Origin of the sequence: Pseudomonas sp. HY13-MNA-CIBAN-0226, assembly GCF_040310305.1 — a bacterium.
Lineage (GTDB): Bacteria > Pseudomonadota > Gammaproteobacteria > Pseudomonadales > Pseudomonadaceae > Aquipseudomonas > Aquipseudomonas gregormendelii.
The window spans coordinates 201,814-219,052 of sequence record NZ_JBEOPS010000009.1 but is presented as its reverse complement, the minus strand read 5'-3'; the positions used below and the strand labels follow the sequence as shown (position 1 = coordinate 219,052).

Below are 17,239 nucleotides of genomic sequence, written 5' to 3'. Positions count from 1 at the left end.
TAGGTCATCGTCAAGATTAAATTCCGAAACCCCTATCTGCGTATGCAGGTAGGGGTTTTGTTTTTGTCCGCAGGAAAGTTCAGGCCTTCGTGTTTCTATGCAATCGCTCGGTGCATGGCTATCATGCGGGCCTCATTGTGAGGCGAGACTTGCATGCTGACGTTGTTGAAGCTTCTTAAGGATGGCCGGTTCCATTCTGGCCAGGCCCTTGGCATCGCCCTGGGTGTCAGTCGTAGTGCGGTTTGGAAACAGCTCCAGCTCCTGGAAGCTGAGTTGGGCTTATCCATCCACAAAGTGCGCGGTCGCGGTTATCAACTGGCTGCGCCATTGACGCTGCTCGACCCTGTCAGCATCCGCGAGGCGGCTCCTTCCTGCGAATGGCCCACCCTGGTCTTTGACTCCATAGACTCGACAAATGCCGAGGCCTTGCGCGCGATCGAGCGTGGCCAGGCCGCACCATTCCTGGTGGTTGCCGAACGGCAGACGGCCGGGCGAGGGCGTCGCGGACGCAAGTGGGTCAGCCCTTTTGCCGAAAACGTCTATTACAGCCTTGTGTTGCGCATCGACGGTGGAATGCGGCAGCTGGAAGGACTCAGTCTGGTTGTAGGCCTGGCAGTGATGCAGGCCCTGCGTGAGCTCGGAGTTTCGGCTGCAGGTCTTAAATGGCCAAACGACGTATTGGTCGGGCAGAAAAAAATCGCCGGCATACTTCTGGAGCTGGTGGGCGATCCCGCTGACGTATGCCACGTAGTGCTAGGCGTTGGAATCAATGTAAACATGCAGATGACTGATGAGGTTGATCAGCAATGGACGTCGATGCGTCTCGAGACCGGCAAGGTGTTCGATCGCAACCATCTCGTCGCAGCCCTGGGTTTGAAGCTGCAGGGTTATTTGCACCGTCATCAGACCGATGGGTTTGCTGCCATCCAGTCGGAGTGGGAGCAGAATCATCTGTGGCAGGGGCGCGCCGTATCGCTGATTGCCGGGGTCAACCAGATAGATGGCGAAGTGCTGGGTATCGATAAACAAGGTGCTTTGCGCTTGAAGGTGGGTGGTGTGGAAAAAGTCTTTAGCGGTGGTGAGCTCAGCCTGAGGTTGCGTGATGATTCTTGAGCTCGACTGCGGAAACAGTTTTATCAAATGGCGCGTGCTGGGTGTGGGCGGCGGTATGACGGTGGGAGAGGGGGTCGTTGACTCGGATCTGGCGTTGCTCGAGAGCCTGAATGCCATCGTGAGCCTGTCATTGACCTATTGCCGGCTGGTAAGCGTCAGGACCACCGAAGAAACCGGTGCATTGACCGCCTTGCTCAAGAGTGCTTATGGCGTGTCAGTTGCCTGCGCTGCGCCCTCTCGCGAAATGTCTGGTGTTCGTAACGGCTATGAAGAATACGAGCGCTTGGGGCTCGACCGTTGGCTGGCGATGCTGGGTGGATTCCATCTGGCGTCGGGCTCGTGTCTTGTGCTCGACTTCGGTACAGCCGTTACCGCTGACTTTATAGACAGCGACGGCGAGCATCTCGGTGGCTTCATCTGTCCGGGGATGCCCTTGATGCGCAATCAGCTGCGCACCCACACGCGCAAGATACGGTATGGCGACATCGCAGCCGAGCGCGCGCTGGAAAGCCTTGCTCCTGGTCGCACCACCGTCGAAGCGGTAGAGCGCGGCTGTTCGTTGATGCTCAGGGGATTCGTGCTTACGCAATTGGAGATGGCGCGCAGTTACTGGGGTGAAGACTTTGTGGTTTTTCTCACGGGTGGGGACGCAAGTCTTGTCTCGGGCGTCGTCCCTGAAGCCCGCGTGGTTCCAGATCTGGTGTTTGTGGGCCTGGCGATGGCGTGCCCTTTGAGTTGAGGTATTTATGCGTTGGTTGTTCCTGCTACTGCTAGTGCTCAATGTTTTCTATTACATCTGGCATCAACAAGAAGCCCCCTTGCGCGCCAAGGATGTGACGCCTTTGAGCCTGTATCGTGGTTCGCAGCAGGATATTCGCCTGCTGAGCGAATCCACCGATGCCGCGCGGGACAAGGCCAAGGCTGTTCAGCCTGATAGCGGGTGCCTGTATGTAGGCGGCTATTTGCGGCAGGACGTGGCTCAGGCCGTCGAGCGAAGATTGACTGGCATGGAGATCAAGTTCCAGGCCTTGCCGCGCGACCTCCCGGATGCGCCTGGTTACTGGGTGCGGATCGCACCTGAAAGCCGACGCTGGCTGGATGATGTGCAGTTGCAAAACCTTTCCAGAGAATTCAATGAGTTAAAACATAAAATAATGCCGTGCGAGGGGGTTGCACAGGCGGATTAGTTTGCATAGAATGGCGCCCGCTTCGCAGTGAAGACCTTTAAAGGTCAACGCAGCGGAACGAGGTCAACGCAGCTAACCTCAGGTTTTTAATGAGAAAATGCTTGACAGAAGGCTGGCATGATATAGAATGCCGGCTCGCTTAGGAGGGGTTCCCGAGCGGCCAAAGGGATCAGACTGTAAATCTGACGTCTACGACTTCGAAGGTTCGAATCCTTCCCCCTCCACCATTTTTAGCGAGAGTTGCAAGCTCGCGGGTATAGTTTAGTGGTAGAACCTCAGCCTTCCAAGCTGATGATGCGGGTTCGATTCCCGCTACCCGCTCCACGTTTGCAGATCTTGCACAGTGTTACGCTCTTGTAGCTCAGTTGGTAGAGCACACCCTTGGTAAGGGTGAGGTCAGCGGTTCAAATCCGCTCAAGAGCTCCATATAACAAGGCAGATATGAAAATATCTGCCTTTGTTTTAATGGCTTGTTTGACTTGTAACATTCTTCTCCTGAGGGTGATTTCGATGGCTAAGGAAAAGTTCGAACGTAATAAGCCGCACGTCAACGTAGGCACCATTGGTCACGTCGATCACGGCAAAACTACTCTGACTGCAGCCTTGACCCGCGTCTGCTCCGAAGTGTTCGGTTCGGCAAAGGTTGACTTCGACAAGATCGATAGCGCCCCAGAAGAAAAAGCTCGTGGTATTACCATCAACACCGCTCACGTTGAGTACGATTCGGCCGTGCGTCACTACGCACACGTTGACTGCCCTGGTCACGCCGACTACGTAAAAAACATGATCACCGGTGCTGCACAGATGGATGGTGCGATTCTGGTTTGCTCGGCCGCTGATGGTCCGATGCCGCAAACCCGTGAGCACATTCTCCTGTCGCGCCAGGTAGGCGTTCCGTACATCGTTGTCTTCCTGAACAAGGCTGACATGGTAGATGATGCGGAGCTGCTTGAGTTGGTTGAAATGGAAGTGCGAGACCTGTTGAGCACCTACGATTTCCCAGGTGATGACACTCCAATCATCATTGGTTCGGCGCTGATGGCGTTGAATGGTCAAGACGACAACGAGATGGGCACCACTGCCGTCAAGAAGCTGGTCGAGACTCTGGATAGCTACATTCCGCAGCCTGAGCGTGCTATTGATAAGCCGTTCCTGATGCCGATCGAGGACGTGTTCTCGATCTCCGGTCGCGGTACTGTTGTGACTGGTCGTGTTGAGCGTGGCATTGTTCGCATCCAGGAAGAAGTTGAGATCGTTGGTCTGCGTGACACGGTCAAGACTACGTGCACGGGTGTAGAGATGTTTCGCAAGCTGCTCGACGAAGGTCGTGCAGGTGAGAACTGCGGCGTATTGCTGCGTGGTACCAAGCGTGATGATGTTGAGCGTGGCCAGGTATTGGTCAAGCCCGGCACCGTCAAGCCGCATACCAAGTTCACAGCTGAAGTTTATGTTCTGAGCAAGGAAGAAGGTGGTCGTCATACGCCGTTCTTCAAAGGCTACCGTCCACAGTTCTACTTCCGTACGACTGATGTGACTGGTAACTGCGAGCTGCCAGAAGGAGTTGAGATGGTTATGCCGGGTGATAACGTTCAGATGACCGTTACCCTGATCAAAACCATCGCGATGGAAGATGGTCTGCGTTTCGCTATTCGTGAGGGCGGTCGTACCGTCGGCGCGGGTGTCGTGGCAAAAGTCATCGAGTAAGTTGTTGTAATGTCTTTTTCAGGCCGGCATAATGGTCGGCCTGATTTTGTTTTAGGTCAGTAGCTCAATTGGCAGAGCGACGGTCTCCAAAACCGTAGGTTGGGGGTTCGATTCCCTCCTGACCTGCCAGATTCACTTGGTGGGTTTGGCTTTCTTTTCACAGGATCTTCATAGATGACTCCTAAAGCTGAAGCTCAAGGCTCTCGCTTCGATCTGCTCAAGTGGCTAGTAGTAGTCGCTTTGGTGGTTGTTGGCGTTGTTGGCAATCAGTATTACTCTGCTTCGCCGATCCTGTACCGCGTACTGGCACTGCTTGCCATTGCTGCTGTAGCTGCCTTTGTAGGCCTGCAGACAGCTAAGGGCAAGTCTTTCTTTGTACTGGTAAAGGAAGCTCGCACTGAGATTCGTAAAGTCGTATGGCCAACTCGCCAAGAAACCACGCAGACCACGTTGATCGTAGTGGCTGTTGTTCTGGTTATGGCGTTGCTGTTGTGGGGTCTTGATTCCCTGCTCGGCTGGCTTGTTTCCTTGATTGTCGGCTAAGGGTGTCCCGTGGCTAAGCGTTGGTACGTTGTGCATGCTTACTCCGGTTACGAGAAGCATGTCATGCGCTCGTTGGTAGAGCGCGTAAAGCTGGCTGGCATGGAAGATGGCTTCGGCGAAATTCTGGTTCCCACTGAAGAAGTGGTTGAAATGCGTAATGGCCAGAAACGCAAAAGCGAGCGCAAGTTCTTCCCAGGTTATGTGCTGGTCCAGATGGACATGAACGAGGGTACTTGGCACTTGGTCAAGGATACTCCTCGGGTGATGGGTTTCATCGGCGGTACTGCTGATAAACCTGCGCCGATCACCGATAAAGAGGCAGAAGCGATTCTGCGTCGCGTTGCTGATGGTAGCGACAAGCCGAAGCCGAAGACGTTGTTCGAGCCAGGCGAGTCGGTACGGGTCAACGACGGGCCGTTTGCTGATTTTACTGGCACGGTCGAAGAAGTTAACTACGAAAAGAGCCGGATCCAAGTGGCAGTGCTCATTTTCGGTCGCTCTACTCCGGTAGAGCTAGAGTTCAGCCAGGTCGAAAAGGTCTAGCTGGGCAAGCATCCCAACCCCGCAGCCTTAGGCTGTGGGGTTTTGTCGTCACTGGGATAAACGCGCAAGTAACCGGGGAGCCTTTCGAGGCGTTTGAACCCGTAATTGGAGTGCCTCATGGCCAAGAAGATTACCGCTTACATCAAGCTGCAAGTGAAGGCCGCTCAGGCTAACCCAAGCCCACCTGTTGGTCCTGCACTGGGTCAGCACGGCGTGAACATCATGGAATTCTGCAAAGCTTTCAACGCCCGTACCCAGGGTATTGAGCCAGGCCTGCCGACTCCAGTGATCATCACTGTCTACAGCGACCGTAGCTTCACTTTCGAAACCAAATCCACTCCTGCTTCGGTTCTGCTGAAGAAGGCGGCTGGTCTGACTAGCGGTTCCGCTCGTCCGAACACCGTTAAGGTTGGCACCGTGACTCGTGCTCAGCTGGAAGAAATCGCGAAAACCAAAAACGCGGATCTGACTGCAGCTGATATGGATGCGGCCGTGCGCACTATCGCCGGTTCTGCTCGTAGCATGGGCCTTAACGTGGAGGGTGTGTAATGGCTAAGTTGACCAAGCGTCAAAAGGCTATCGCCGGCAAAATCGAAGCAGGCAAGTCCTACAACTTTGTAGACGCTGCTGCTCTGCTGGCTGAGCTGTCGACTGTCAAGTTCAGCGAGTCGTTCGACGTTGCTGTGAACCTGGGCGTTGACCCGCGTAAATCCGACCAGGTCGTTCGTAGCGCTACTGTGCTGCCGCACGGTACTGGCAAGACCGTTCGCGTAGCTGTGTTCACCCAGGGTCCAGCTGCTGAGGCCGCTCTGGCTGCCGGCGCTGACCGTGTAGGTATGGACGACCTGGCTGCCGAAATGAAAGGCGGCGACCTGAACTATGACGTTGTTATCGCATCCCCGGATGCAATGCGCGTTGTTGGTCAGTTGGGTCAGATCCTCGGTCCACGTGGCCTGATGCCTAACCCTAAAGTCGGCACCGTAACACCAGACGTAGCTACCGCGGTTAAAAACGCCAAGGCTGGTCAGGTTCGTTATCGCACCGACAAAAACGGCATCATCCACACTTCCGTTGGCAAAGTCGGCTTCGACGCCGTCAAGCTGAAGGAAAACGTTGAAGCCCTGATCGCTGATCTGAAGCGTATCAAGCCAGCTTCCTCGAAAGGCATTTACGTCAAGCGCGTTACCCTGAGCACCACTATGGGCCCAGGTCTGGTCATCGACCAAGGCTCGCTCGACGCGTAAGACACAGGTTGGCGCAAGTGATTGCGCCAATTGAAAGATTGGGGTCCCTGCCTGGCGGGGGCTATCCAAGACCGTAGGCGACGCAAGTCTTAAACCTCAAGCCTACGCAGATGGTGCTCCCGGTTCCTTACCGAATCAGACACCAAAACGACATCCGGCCTCGGTTGGATGAAACGGTAACAAGCAGGAGTTAAACCCGTGGCAATTAAACTCGAAGACAAGAAGGCCATCGTCGCTGAAGTCAACGAGGCTGCCCAAGTTGCCCTGTCTGCTGTTGTGGCTGATGCCCGCGGCGTGACAGTTGGCGCTATGACCGGACTCCGTAAAGAGGCTCGTGAAGCTGGCGTTTACGTACGTGTTGTACGTAACACCCTGCTCAAGCGCGCCGTTGCTGGCACTCCATATGACGTGCTCAACGACGTGTTCACTGGCCCGACCTTGATTGCATTCTCCAAAGAACATCCGGGCGCTGCTGCTCGTATTTTCAAGGAATTCGCAAAAGGTCAGGATAAGTTCGAGATCAAGGCAGCTGCGTTCGAGGGCAAGTTCCTCGCAGCTAATCAGATCGACGTACTGGCAAGCCTGCCGACCCGTGACGAAGCAATTTCTCAGCTGATGAGCGTGATTCAAGGCGCAACCAGCAAATTGGCTCGTACTCTGGCGGCACTTCGCGACCAGAAAGAAGCAGCTGCAGCCTAAGGCTAAGCGACTCCTTTCAGCGTTTATTGTTTATTTCGATGGCCGCGTAGGCTGTCACCCCAATACAGGAATTTATAGTCATGTCTCTGACTAACGACCAAATCATCGAAGCAATCGGCGAAAAATCCGTTCTGGAAATCGTTGAGCTGATCAAGGCCATGGAAGAGAAGTTCGGCGTTTCCGCTGCCGCTGCTTCCGCTGGTCCAGCTGCTGTTGCTGCCGTTGTTGAAGAACAAACTGAATTCAACGTCATGCTGCTGGAAGCTGGCGAGAAGAAAGTTAACGTGATCAAGGCAGTACGTGAACTGACCGGTCTGGGCCTGAAAGAAGCCAAGGCAGTAGTTGACGGCGCTCCTGGCGTTGTTCTGGAAGCCGTATCGAAAGATGCAGCTGACAAAGCTAAAGCCACTCTGGAAGAAGCAGGCGCTAAAGTCGAGCTGAAGTAAGCATCGACCTTGCGTCTCCAGCCCGAGCGTTAAGCGAAAGGCTGATGGCTGGTGGCTCTTGCCACCGGCCTTTTTCCGTTATTGGCAACCGACTGGGTCGGTGCTGGTAACGAGCTGTAACCACCCGATGCGGTGGCGCAAACCATGGGGTTTGCACGATTTTCTGGCTGCTCCCGTCGGGAGGGGCCAAACAAGCAGGTGACCAAGCTGGGGAACGCTGATGGCTTACTCATATACTGAGAAAAAACGTATCCGCAAGGACTTTAGCAAGTTGCCGGACGTCATGGATGTGCCGTATCTCCTGGCAATCCAGCTGGATTCGTATCGTGAATTCTTGCAGGCGGGAGCGACTAAAGATCAGTTCCGCGACGTGGGCCTGCATGCGGCCTTCAAATCCGTTTTCCCGATCATCAGCTACTCCGGCAATGCTGCGCTGGAGTACGTCGGTTATCGCCTGGGCGAACCGGCATTTGATGTCAAAGAATGCGTATTGCGCGGTGTGACTTACGCCGTACCTTTGCGGGTAAAAGTGCGCCTGATCATTTTCGACAAAGAATCGTCGAACAAAGCGATCAAGGACATCAAAGAGCAAGAAGTCTACATGGGTGAAATCCCCCTGATGACTGAAAACGGTACCTTCGTAATCAACGGTACCGAGCGTGTAATCGTTTCCCAGCTGCACCGTTCCCCGGGCGTGTTCTTCGACCACGACCGCGGCAAGACGCATAGCTCCGGCAAACTGCTGTACTCCGCGCGCATCATTCCTTACCGCGGTTCGTGGCTGGACTTCGAGTTCGACCCGAAAGACTGCGTATTCGTGCGTATCGACCGTCGTCGCAAGCTGCCTGCATCGGTACTGCTGCGCGCGCTCGGCTATACCACTGAAGAAGTGCTCGACGCGTTCTACACCACCAACGTTTTCCACCTGAGCGGCGAAACCCTCAGTCTGGAACTGATTGCTTCGCGTCTGCGTGGTGAAATCGCTGTTCTTGATATTCAGGACGAGAAGGGCAAGGTCATCGTTGAAGCGGGTCGCCGTATTACTGCGCGCCACATCAACCAGATCGAAAAAGCCGGTCTCAAGACCCTGGAAGTGCCTCTGGACTACGTCCTGGGTCGCACTACCGCCAAGGCCATCGTGCATCCGGCAACCGGCGAAATCCTGGCAGAGTGCAACACCGAGTTGAACACCGAGATCCTGGCAAAAATTGCCAAGGCCCAGGTTGTTCGCATCGAAACTCTGTACACCAACGATATCGACTGCGGTCCGTTCGTCTCCGACACCCTGAAGATCGACTCCACCAGCAACCAATTGGAAGCGCTGGTCGAGATCTATCGCATGATGCGTCCAGGCGAGCCGCCAACCAAGGATGCTGCCGAGACCCTGTTCAACAACCTGTTCTTCAGCCCTGAGCGCTATGACCTGTCTGCGGTCGGCCGGATGAAGTTCAACCGTCGTATCGGTCGTACCGAGATCGAAGGTTCGGGCGTGTTGTGCAAGGAAGATATCGTCGCGGTTCTGAAGACTCTGGTCGACATCCGTAACGGTAAAGGCATCGTCGATGACATCGACCACCTGGGTAACCGTCGTGTTCGCTGCGTTGGCGAAATGGCCGAGAACCAGTTCCGCGTTGGCCTGGTACGTGTTGAGCGTGCGGTCAAAGAGCGTCTGTCGATGGCTGAAAGCGAAGGCCTGATGCCGCAAGACCTGATCAACGCCAAGCCTGTGGCTGCGGCGGTGAAAGAGTTCTTCGGTTCCAGCCAGCTGTCCCAGTTCATGGACCAGAACAACCCGCTGTCCGAGATTACCCACAAGCGTCGTGTGTCTGCACTCGGCCCTGGCGGTCTGACTCGTGAGCGTGCCGGCTTTGAAGTTCGTGACGTACACCCGACTCACTACGGTCGTGTATGCCCGATTGAAACGCCGGAAGGTCCGAACATCGGTCTGATCAACTCCCTGGCCGCCTATGCGCGCACCAACCAGTACGGCTTCCTCGAAAGCCCGTACCGTGTGGTGAAAGACGCTCTGGTCACTGACGAGATCGTGTTCCTGTCCGCCATCGAAGAAGCTGATCACGTGATCGCTCAGGCTTCGGCCACGATGAACGACAAGAAAATGCTGGTCGACGAATTGGTAGCTGTTCGTCACTTGAACGAGTTCACCGTCAAGGCGCCGGAAGACGTCACCTTGATGGACGTTTCGCCGAAGCAGGTAGTTTCGGTTGCAGCGTCGCTGATCCCGTTCCTCGAGCACGATGACGCCAACCGTGCGTTGATGGGTTCGAACATGCAGCGTCAAGCTGTACCAACCCTGCGCGCTGACAAGCCGCTGGTCGGTACCGGCATGGAGCGTAACGTAGCCCGTGACTCCGGCGTTTGCGTCGTGGCTCGTCGTGGCGGCGTGATCGACTCCGTTGATGCCAGCCGTATCGTGGTTCGTGTTGCTGATGACGAAGTTGAAACCGGCGAAGCTGGTGTCGACATCTACAACCTGACCAAATACACCCGCTCCAACCAGAACACCTGCATCAACCAGCGTCCGCTGGTACGTAAGGGTGATCGGGTTCAGCGCAGCGACATCATGGCTGACGGTCCGTCCACCGACATGGGTGAACTGGCGCTGGGTCAGAACATGCGCATCGCGTTCATGGCCTGGAACGGTTACAACTTCGAAGACTCCATCTGCCTGTCCGAGCGTGTTGTTCAGGAAGACCGCTTCACCACGATCCACATTCAGGAACTGACCTGTGTGGCACGTGACACCAAGCTTGGGCCAGAGGAAATCACTGCAGACATCCCGAACGTGGGTGAAGCTGCACTGAACAAGCTGGACGAAGCCGGTATCGTTTACGTAGGTGCTGAAGTAGGCGCAGGCGACATTCTGGTAGGTAAGGTTACTCCGAAAGGCGAGACCCAACTGACCCCGGAAGAAAAACTGCTGCGTGCGATCTTCGGTGAAAAAGCCAGCGACGTTAAAGACACCTCCCTGCGTGTGCCTACCGGCACCAAGGGTACCGTCATCGACGTACAGGTCTTCACTCGTGACGGCGTTGAGCGTGATGCTCGTGCACTGTCCATCGAGAAGACTCAGCTCGACGAGATCCGCAAGGATCTGAACGAAGAGTTCCGTATCGTTGAAGGCGCGACTTTCGAACGTCTGCGCTCCGCCCTGGTAGGCCACAAGGCTGAAGGCGGCGCTGGTCTGAAGAAAGGTCAGGACATCACCGACGAAGTACTCGACGGTCTTGAGCATGGTCAGTGGTTCAAACTGCGCATGGCTGAAGATGCTCTGAACGAGCAGCTCGAGAAGGCTCAGGCCTACATCGTTGATCGTCGCCGTCTGCTGGACGACAAGTTCGAAGACAAGAAGCGCAAACTGCAGCAGGGCGATGACCTGGCTCCAGGCGTGCTGAAAATCGTCAAGGTTTACCTGGCAATCCGTCGCCGCATTCAGCCGGGCGACAAGATGGCCGGTCGTCACGGTAACAAAGGTGTGGTCTCCGTGATCATGCCGGTTGAAGACATGCCGCACGATGCCAATGGCACCCCGGTCGACGTCGTCCTCAACCCGTTGGGCGTACCTTCGCGTATGAACGTTGGTCAGATCCTCGAAACCCATCTGGGCCTCGCGGCCAAAGGTCTGGGCGAGAAGATCAACCGGATGATCGAAGAGCAGCGTAAAGTTGCTGAACTTCGCACCTTCCTCGACGAGATCTACAACCAGATCGGCGGTCGTAACGAAGACCTGGACAGCTTCTCCGACCAGGAAATCCTGGATCTGGCGAAGAACCTGCGCGGCGGCGTTCCAATGGCCACTCCAGTGTTCGACGGCGCCAAGGAAAGCGAAATCAAGGCCATGCTGAAACTGGCAGACCTGCCAGAAAGCGGCCAGATGCAGCTGACCGACGGCCGTACCGGCAACAAGTTCGAGCGCCCGGTTACTGTTGGCTACATGTACATGCTGAAGCTGAACCACTTGGTAGACGACAAGATGCACGCTCGTTCTACCGGTTCGTACAGCCTGGTTACCCAGCAGCCGCTGGGTGGTAAGGCACAGTTCGGTGGTCAGCGTTTCGGGGAGATGGAGGTCTGGGCACTGGAAGCATACGGTGCTGCTTACACTCTGCAAGAAATGCTCACAGTGAAGTCGGACGATGTGAACGGCCGTACCAAGATGTACAAAAACATCGTGGATGGCGATCACCGTATGGAGCCGGGCATGCCCGAGTCCTTCAACGTGTTGATCAAGGAAATTCGTTCCCTCGGCATCGATATCGATCTGGAAACCGAATAACACGTGACGCGAATCGAGAGCGGGGCAGGATTGCCCGCTCTCTGCTCCGCCAGGAGGAAAGGCCTTGAAAGACCTACTGAATTTGCTGAAAAACCAGGGTCAAGTCGAAGAGTTCGACGCCATCCGTATTGGATTGGCATCGCCTGAGATGATCCGTTCGTGGTCGTTCGGTGAAGTTAAAAAGCCGGAAACCATCAACTACCGTACGTTCAAACCTGAACGTGACGGCCTGTTCTGCGCCAAGATCTTTGGCCCGGTAAAGGATTACGAGTGCCTGTGCGGTAAGTACAAGCGCTTGAAGCACCGTGGTGTGATCTGCGAGAAGTGCGGCGTTGAAGTCGCGCTGGCCAAGGTTCGTCGTGAGCGCATGGCGCACATCGAGCTTGCGTCCCCGGTGGCCCACATCTGGTTCCTGAAATCGCTGCCGTCGCGTATCGGTTTGCTGATGGACATGACCCTGCGTGATATCGAACGCGTTCTCTACTTCGAGAGCTATGTCGTTATCGATCCAGGCATGACCACCCTTGAAAAAGGTCAGCTGCTCAACGACGAGCAGTACTTCGAAGCGCTGGAAGAGTTCGGCGACGATTTCGATGCCCGCATGGGTGCCGAAGCTGTCCGTGAACTGCTGCACGCTATCGACCTGGAGCACGAGATTGGCCGCCTGCGTGAAGAAATTCCGCAAACCAACTCCGAAACCAAGATCAAGAAACTGTCCAAGCGTCTGAAGTTGATGGAAGCCTTCCAGGGTTCCGGCAACCTTCCAGAATGGATGGTGCTGACCGTTCTGCCGGTTCTGCCGCCAGATCTGCGTCCACTGGTCCCGCTGGATGGCGGTCGCTTCGCGACTTCCGACCTCAACGATCTGTATCGTCGAGTGATCAACCGTAACAACCGTTTGAAGCGCCTGCTTGATCTGTCCGCTCCGGACATCATCGTGCGCAACGAAAAGCGTATGTTGCAGGAAGCTGTCGATGCACTGCTCGACAACGGTCGTCGTGGCCGCGCTATCACCGGTTCGAACAAGCGTCCTCTGAAATCCCTGGCTGACATGATCAAGGGTAAGCAGGGTCGTTTCCGTCAGAACTTGCTCGGTAAGCGTGTTGACTACTCCGGTCGTTCGGTAATTACCGTAGGTCCGACCCTGCGTCTGCACCAGTGCGGTCTGCCGAAGAAAATGGCTCTCGAGCTGTTCAAGCCGTTCATTTTCGGCAAGCTGGAAATGCGTGGTCTCGCTACCACCATCAAAGCTGCCAAGAAGATGGTCGAGCGCGAGCTGCCTGAGGTTTGGGACGTTCTCGCTGAAGTGATCCGTGAACACCCGGTTCTCCTCAACCGTGCACCGACCCTTCACCGTCTGGGTATCCAGGCGTTTGAACCGGTACTGATCGAAGGTAAGGCTATCCAGCTGCACCCTCTGGTCTGTGCTGCGTACAACGCCGACTTCGACGGCGACCAAATGGCCGTGCACGTACCGCTGACGCTGGAAGCCCAGTTGGAAGCGCGTGCGTTGATGATGTCGACCAACAACATTCTGTCGCCAGCCAACGGTGAGCCAATCATCGTTCCGTCGCAGGACGTTGTATTGGGTCTGTACTACATGACTCGTGAGGCGATCAACGCCAAGGGCGAAGGTCGTGTGTTCGCGGATCTGCAGGAAGTTGACCGTGTGTTCCGTGCCGGCGAAGCCGCACTGCACGCCAAGGTCAAAGTGCGGATCCACGAAACCGTTAACGACCGTGATGGCGGCAGCGTCAAGAACACCCGTATCGTCGACACCACTGTCGGCCGTGCGCTGTTGTTCCAGGTTGTTCCACCTGGCCTGTCGTACGATGTCGTCAACCAGCCGATGAAGAAAAAAGCGATCTCCAAGCTGATCAACCAGTGCTACCGCGTGGTTGGTTTGAAAGAGACCGTGATCTTCGCTGACCAGTTGATGTACACCGGTTTTGCCTATTCGACCATTTCCGGCGTTTCCATCGGTGTTAACGACTTCGTTATCCCGGATGAAAAAGCCCGCATCATCAATGCTGCTACTGATGAAGTGAAAGAGATCGAAAGTCAGTACGCCTCCGGCCTGGTAACCCAGGGCGAGAAGTACAACAAAGTGATCGACCTTTGGTCCAAGGCGAACGACGAAGTTTCCAAGGCGATGATGGCCAACCTCTCGAAAGAGAAAGTCATCGACCGTCATGGCGTCGAAGTCGACCAAGAGTCCTTCAACTCGATGTATATGATGGCCGACTCGGGTGCACGGGGTTCTGCTGCGCAGATCCGTCAGCTCGCCGGTATGCGTGGCCTGATGGCCAAGCCGGATGGTTCCATCATTGAAACGCCGATTACTGCGAACTTCCGTGAAGGTTTGAGCGTACTTCAGTACTTCATCTCCACTCACGGTGCTCGTAAAGGTTTGGCGGATACCGCGTTGAAAACTGCGAACTCCGGTTACCTGACTCGTCGTCTGGTAGACGTGGCGCAGGATCTGGTTGTGACCGAGATCGATTGCGGCACCGAACATGGCCTGGTAATGACTCCGCACATTGAAGGCGGTGACGTTGTTGAGCCGTTGGGTGAACGCGTATTGGGTCGTGTCATTGCCCGTGACGTATTCAAGCCAGGTACCGAGGAAGTTATCGTTCCTGCCGGCACCCTGGTAGACGAGAAGTGGGTCGAGTTCATCGAGCTGAACAGCATCGACGAAGTGATCGTGCGTTCGCCGATCAGCTGCGAAACCCGCTATGGCATTTGCGCCAAGTGCTACGGCCGTGATCTGGCTCGTGGTCACCAGGTGAACATCGGTGAAGCGGTCGGCGTTATCGCTGCCCAGTCCATCGGTGAGCCGGGTACCCAGCTGACCATGCGTACGTTCCACATCGGTGGTGCGGCAAGCCGGACCTCCGCTGCTGACAGCGTTCAGGTGAAGAATGGCGGTACCGTCCGTCTGCACAACCTGAAGCACGTTGAGCGAGTGGATGGCTGCCTGGTAGCTGTGTCCCGTTCCGGTGAGCTGGCAATCGCTGATGACTTCGGTCGTGAGCGCGAGCGCTACAAGCTGCCGTACGGTGCCGTGATTTCGGTTAAAGAAGGTGACAAGGTCGACGCTGGCGCAATCGTGGCCAAGTGGGATCCGCACACTCACCCAATCGTTACCGAAATGAAAGGTACCGTGACCTACGTGGGCATGGAAGAAGGCATCACGATCAAGCGTCAGACTGACGAATTGACCGGTATGACCAACATTGAAGTACTCGACGCCAAAGACCGTCCAGCTGCCGGTAAAGATATCCGTCCTGCTGTGAAGATGGTTGATGACAACGGCAAGGACTTGTTGCTGCCAGGCACTGACGTTATCGCTCAGTACTTCCTGCCAGCCAACGCCCTGGTCGGTGTGGCGGATGGTGCGAAGATTGCGATCGGTGATGTTATCGCTCGTATCCCGCAAGAGACTTCGAAGACCCGTGACATCACCGGTGGTCTGCCACGTGTTGCCGACTTGTTCGAAGCACGTCGTCCGAAAGAAGCCTCGATCCTGGCTGAAGTCAGCGGCACCATCGCGTTCGGTAAAGAGACCAAAGGCAAACGCCGTCTGGTCATTACCCCGAACGACGGTACCGATCCGTACGAAGAGCTGATTCCGAAGTGGCGTCACCTGAACGTCTTCGAAGGCGAGCAGGTAAACCGCGGCGAAGTTATCTCCGACGGCCCGAGCGATCCACACGACATCCTGCGTCTGCTGGGTGTGAGTGCGCTGGCCAAGTACATCGTGAACGAGATCCAGGACGTTTATCGTCTGCAAGGCGTGAAGATCAACGATAAGCACATCGAGACCATCCTGCGTCAGATGCTGCGTAAGGTTGAAATCGCTGAATCCGGCGACTCGACTTTCATCAAGGGCGACCAGATGGAGTTGACTCACGTTCTGGTAGAGAACGAGCGTCTGGCTGGCGACGAGAAATTCGTTTCCAAGTTCACTCGTGTGTTGCTGGGTATCACCAAGGCGTCGTTGTCCACCGAATCGTTCATCTCGGCGGCTTCCTTCCAGGAAACCACTCGTGTACTGACCGAAGCGGCGGTAACCGGCAAGCGCGATTACCTGCGCGGCCTGAAAGAAAACGTGGTCGTGGGTCGTCTGATCCCGGCGGGTACCGGCCTGGCTTACCACAGCGAGCGCAAGCGTCGTCGTGAAGCTGACAAGCCGTTGCGCGTAAGCGCCAGTGAAGTGGAAGCTGCACTGACCGAAGCGCTGAACTCTAGCGGTAACTGAGTTCTGCGATAAATGAGTGTGAGGCCCTGGTCGCTCCGTTCGTCGAATCGAGACAAATTGTCGAGATTGGATGAGCGGGGAGGTCGGGGCCTTGCCTTGACTGGGGACAAGATCCTCTTTAGACTCTTGTACCCCTAAATTTGGCGGGAATTCGTTCCTGCCATTTTGCTTTTCTTGCAAGACAATAGCGTCGCAAGACAACAGTGGAGCTAGTAGATGGCAACTATCAACCAGCTGGTACGTCAGCCGCGTAAGCGTATCGTCGAGAAATCCGACGTGCCTGCGCTGCAGAACTGCCCGCAACGTCGTGGCGTATGCACCCGTGTGTATACCACCACGCCGAAAAAACCTAACTCGGCACTGCGTAAAGTATGCCGTGTGCGCCTGACCAACGGTTTCGAGGTTTCCTCGTACATCGGCGGTGAAGGCCACAACCTGCAAGAGCACAGCGTGGTACTGATCCGCGGCGGTCGTGTAAAAGACTTGCCAGGTGTTCGTTACCACACCGTACGCGGCTCTCTGGATACTTCCGGCGTTAAAGGTCGTAACCAGGGTCGTTCGAAGTACGGTACCAAGAAGCCTAAGTAGTAGCGGCTTTTTGTAAAACTGATTTTCTATTTTTCTGAGTCGATAAGAGTAAGGTCGGAGGCGTCCCGAAAGGGCACCGATTCCGAGCGAACCTGAAGACCGTTTGAGGGCTTATCCATGCCAAGAAGACGCGTAGCAGCCAAGCGCGAAGTGCTTGACGATCCAAAATACGGAAGCCAAATCCTGGCCAAGTTCATGAACCACGTTATGGAAAGCGGCAAGAAAGCCGTTGCCGAGCGTATCGTTTATGGCGCGCTGGAAAAGGTTAAAGAACGCAAGAACAGCGACCCCCTGGAAATCTTCGAGAAAGCTCTCGACGCCATCGCTCCGCTGGTCGAAGTGAAGTCGCGCCGTGTAGGCGGTGCTACTTACCAGGTTCCGGTTGAAGTTCGTCCGTCCCGTCGTAACGCCCTGGCAATGCGCTGGTTGGTAGACTTCGCCCGCAAGCGCGGCGAGAAGTCTATGGCTCTGCGTTTGGCTGGCGAACTGTTGGACGCTGCCGAAGGTAAAGGTGCTGCAGTTAAGAAGCGTGAAGACGTGCACCGTATGGCTGAAGCTAACAAAGCTTTCTCGCACTACCGCTTCTAATTTTAGCGTCACTAATTTTGCGAGGG

Annotated in this window: 14 protein-coding genes and 4 tRNA genes; all 18 read left to right on the top strand. The window is 55.5% G+C overall.

Features of this window, described 5'->3' with window-relative positions:
• Nucleotides 1–153: 153 nt before the first annotated feature.
• On the top strand, nucleotides 154–1,113 hold the full coding sequence (birA, locus tag AAEZ05_RS12520; protein ID WP_045057459.1) for a bifunctional biotin--[acetyl-CoA-carboxylase] ligase/biotin operon repressor BirA: 960 nt from the start codon (nucleotides 154–156) through the stop codon (nucleotides 1,111–1,113).
• Nucleotides 1,103–1,852 (top strand): pantothenate kinase, encoded by a 750-nt coding sequence (locus AAEZ05_RS12515; protein ID WP_045057460.1) that lies wholly within the window; start codon nucleotides 1,103–1,105, stop codon nucleotides 1,850–1,852. Before birA ends, AAEZ05_RS12515 begins: the two co-directional genes overlap by 11 nt.
• A 7-nt stretch (nucleotides 1,853–1,859) precedes the next feature.
• Nucleotides 1,860–2,300 carry a hypothetical protein gene (locus AAEZ05_RS12510; RefSeq protein ID WP_350647614.1) on the top strand — a complete coding sequence of 147 codons (441 nt, stop codon included), beginning with the start codon at nucleotides 1,860–1,862 and terminating at the stop codon, nucleotides 2,298–2,300.
• A 142-nt stretch (nucleotides 2,301–2,442) separates the two neighbouring features.
• A tRNA-Tyr gene (locus tag AAEZ05_RS12505) sits at nucleotides 2,443–2,527 on the top strand.
• 23 nt (nucleotides 2,528–2,550) lie between these two features.
• Nucleotides 2,551–2,624, top strand: a tRNA-Gly gene (locus AAEZ05_RS12500).
• 26 nt (nucleotides 2,625–2,650) lie between these two features.
• Nucleotides 2,651–2,726: transfer RNA gene (locus AAEZ05_RS12495), tRNA-Thr, on the top strand.
• Nucleotides 2,727–2,810: 84 nt separating this feature from the next.
• The gene (gene tuf, locus AAEZ05_RS12490) at nucleotides 2,811–4,004 is read left to right on the top strand and encodes an elongation factor Tu (protein ID WP_007896619.1); all 1,194 of its coding nucleotides are present in this window, start codon (nucleotides 2,811–2,813) and stop codon (nucleotides 4,002–4,004) included.
• A 53-nt stretch (nucleotides 4,005–4,057) separates the two neighbouring features.
• Nucleotides 4,058–4,133, top strand: a tRNA-Trp gene (locus AAEZ05_RS12485).
• 45 nt (nucleotides 4,134–4,178) lie between these two features.
• Nucleotides 4,179–4,547, top strand: coding sequence for a preprotein translocase subunit SecE (gene secE, locus AAEZ05_RS12480; RefSeq protein ID WP_009045851.1), 369 nt, complete (start codon nucleotides 4,179–4,181; stop codon nucleotides 4,545–4,547).
• Between the two features lie 9 nt (nucleotides 4,548–4,556).
• The gene (gene nusG, locus AAEZ05_RS12475; protein ID WP_007896622.1) at nucleotides 4,557–5,090 is read left to right on the top strand and encodes a transcription termination/antitermination protein NusG; all 534 of its coding nucleotides are present in this window, start codon (nucleotides 4,557–4,559) and stop codon (nucleotides 5,088–5,090) included.
• Nucleotides 5,091–5,207: 117 nt separating this feature from the next.
• Entirely contained in the window at nucleotides 5,208–5,639 is a 432-nt protein-coding gene (gene rplK / locus AAEZ05_RS12470; RefSeq protein WP_003210097.1) for a 50S ribosomal protein L11, read from the top strand.
• Nucleotides 5,639–6,334, top strand: a complete 696-nt coding sequence (gene rplA, locus AAEZ05_RS12465) for a 50S ribosomal protein L1 (RefSeq protein ID WP_007896626.1) — start codon at nucleotides 5,639–5,641, stop codon at nucleotides 6,332–6,334. Before rplK ends, rplA begins: the two co-directional genes overlap by 1 nt.
• Before the next feature lie 198 nt (nucleotides 6,335–6,532).
• Nucleotides 6,533–7,033: a 50S ribosomal protein L10 gene (gene rplJ, locus AAEZ05_RS12460; protein ID WP_350647612.1), complete on the top strand. Its 501-nt coding sequence runs from the start codon at nucleotides 6,533–6,535 to the stop codon at nucleotides 7,031–7,033.
• An 80-nt stretch (nucleotides 7,034–7,113) separates the two neighbouring features.
• Nucleotides 7,114–7,479, top strand: coding sequence for a 50S ribosomal protein L7/L12 (gene rplL / locus AAEZ05_RS12455; RefSeq protein WP_008145490.1), 366 nt, complete (start codon nucleotides 7,114–7,116; stop codon nucleotides 7,477–7,479).
• A 220-nt stretch (nucleotides 7,480–7,699) separates the two neighbouring features.
• Nucleotides 7,700–11,773: a DNA-directed RNA polymerase subunit beta gene (gene rpoB / locus AAEZ05_RS12450; protein WP_045057463.1), complete on the top strand. Its 4,074-nt coding sequence runs from the start codon at nucleotides 7,700–7,702 to the stop codon at nucleotides 11,771–11,773.
• Between the two features lie 64 nt (nucleotides 11,774–11,837).
• A complete protein-coding gene (gene rpoC / locus AAEZ05_RS12445; protein WP_045057464.1) occupies nucleotides 11,838–16,037 on the top strand; it encodes a DNA-directed RNA polymerase subunit beta' in 4,200 nt (1,399 codons plus the stop codon).
• A gap of 216 nt (nucleotides 16,038–16,253) precedes the next feature.
• Nucleotides 16,254–16,625: a 30S ribosomal protein S12 gene (gene rpsL / locus AAEZ05_RS12440; RefSeq protein ID WP_002555494.1), complete on the top strand. Its 372-nt coding sequence runs from the start codon at nucleotides 16,254–16,256 to the stop codon at nucleotides 16,623–16,625.
• Nucleotides 16,626–16,742: 117 nt separating this feature from the next.
• Complete coding sequence (rpsG, locus tag AAEZ05_RS12435) at nucleotides 16,743–17,213, top strand: 30S ribosomal protein S7 (RefSeq protein WP_002555493.1); 471 nt, start codon at nucleotides 16,743–16,745, stop codon at nucleotides 17,211–17,213.
• The last annotated feature ends 26 nt before the right edge of the window (nucleotides 17,214–17,239 follow it).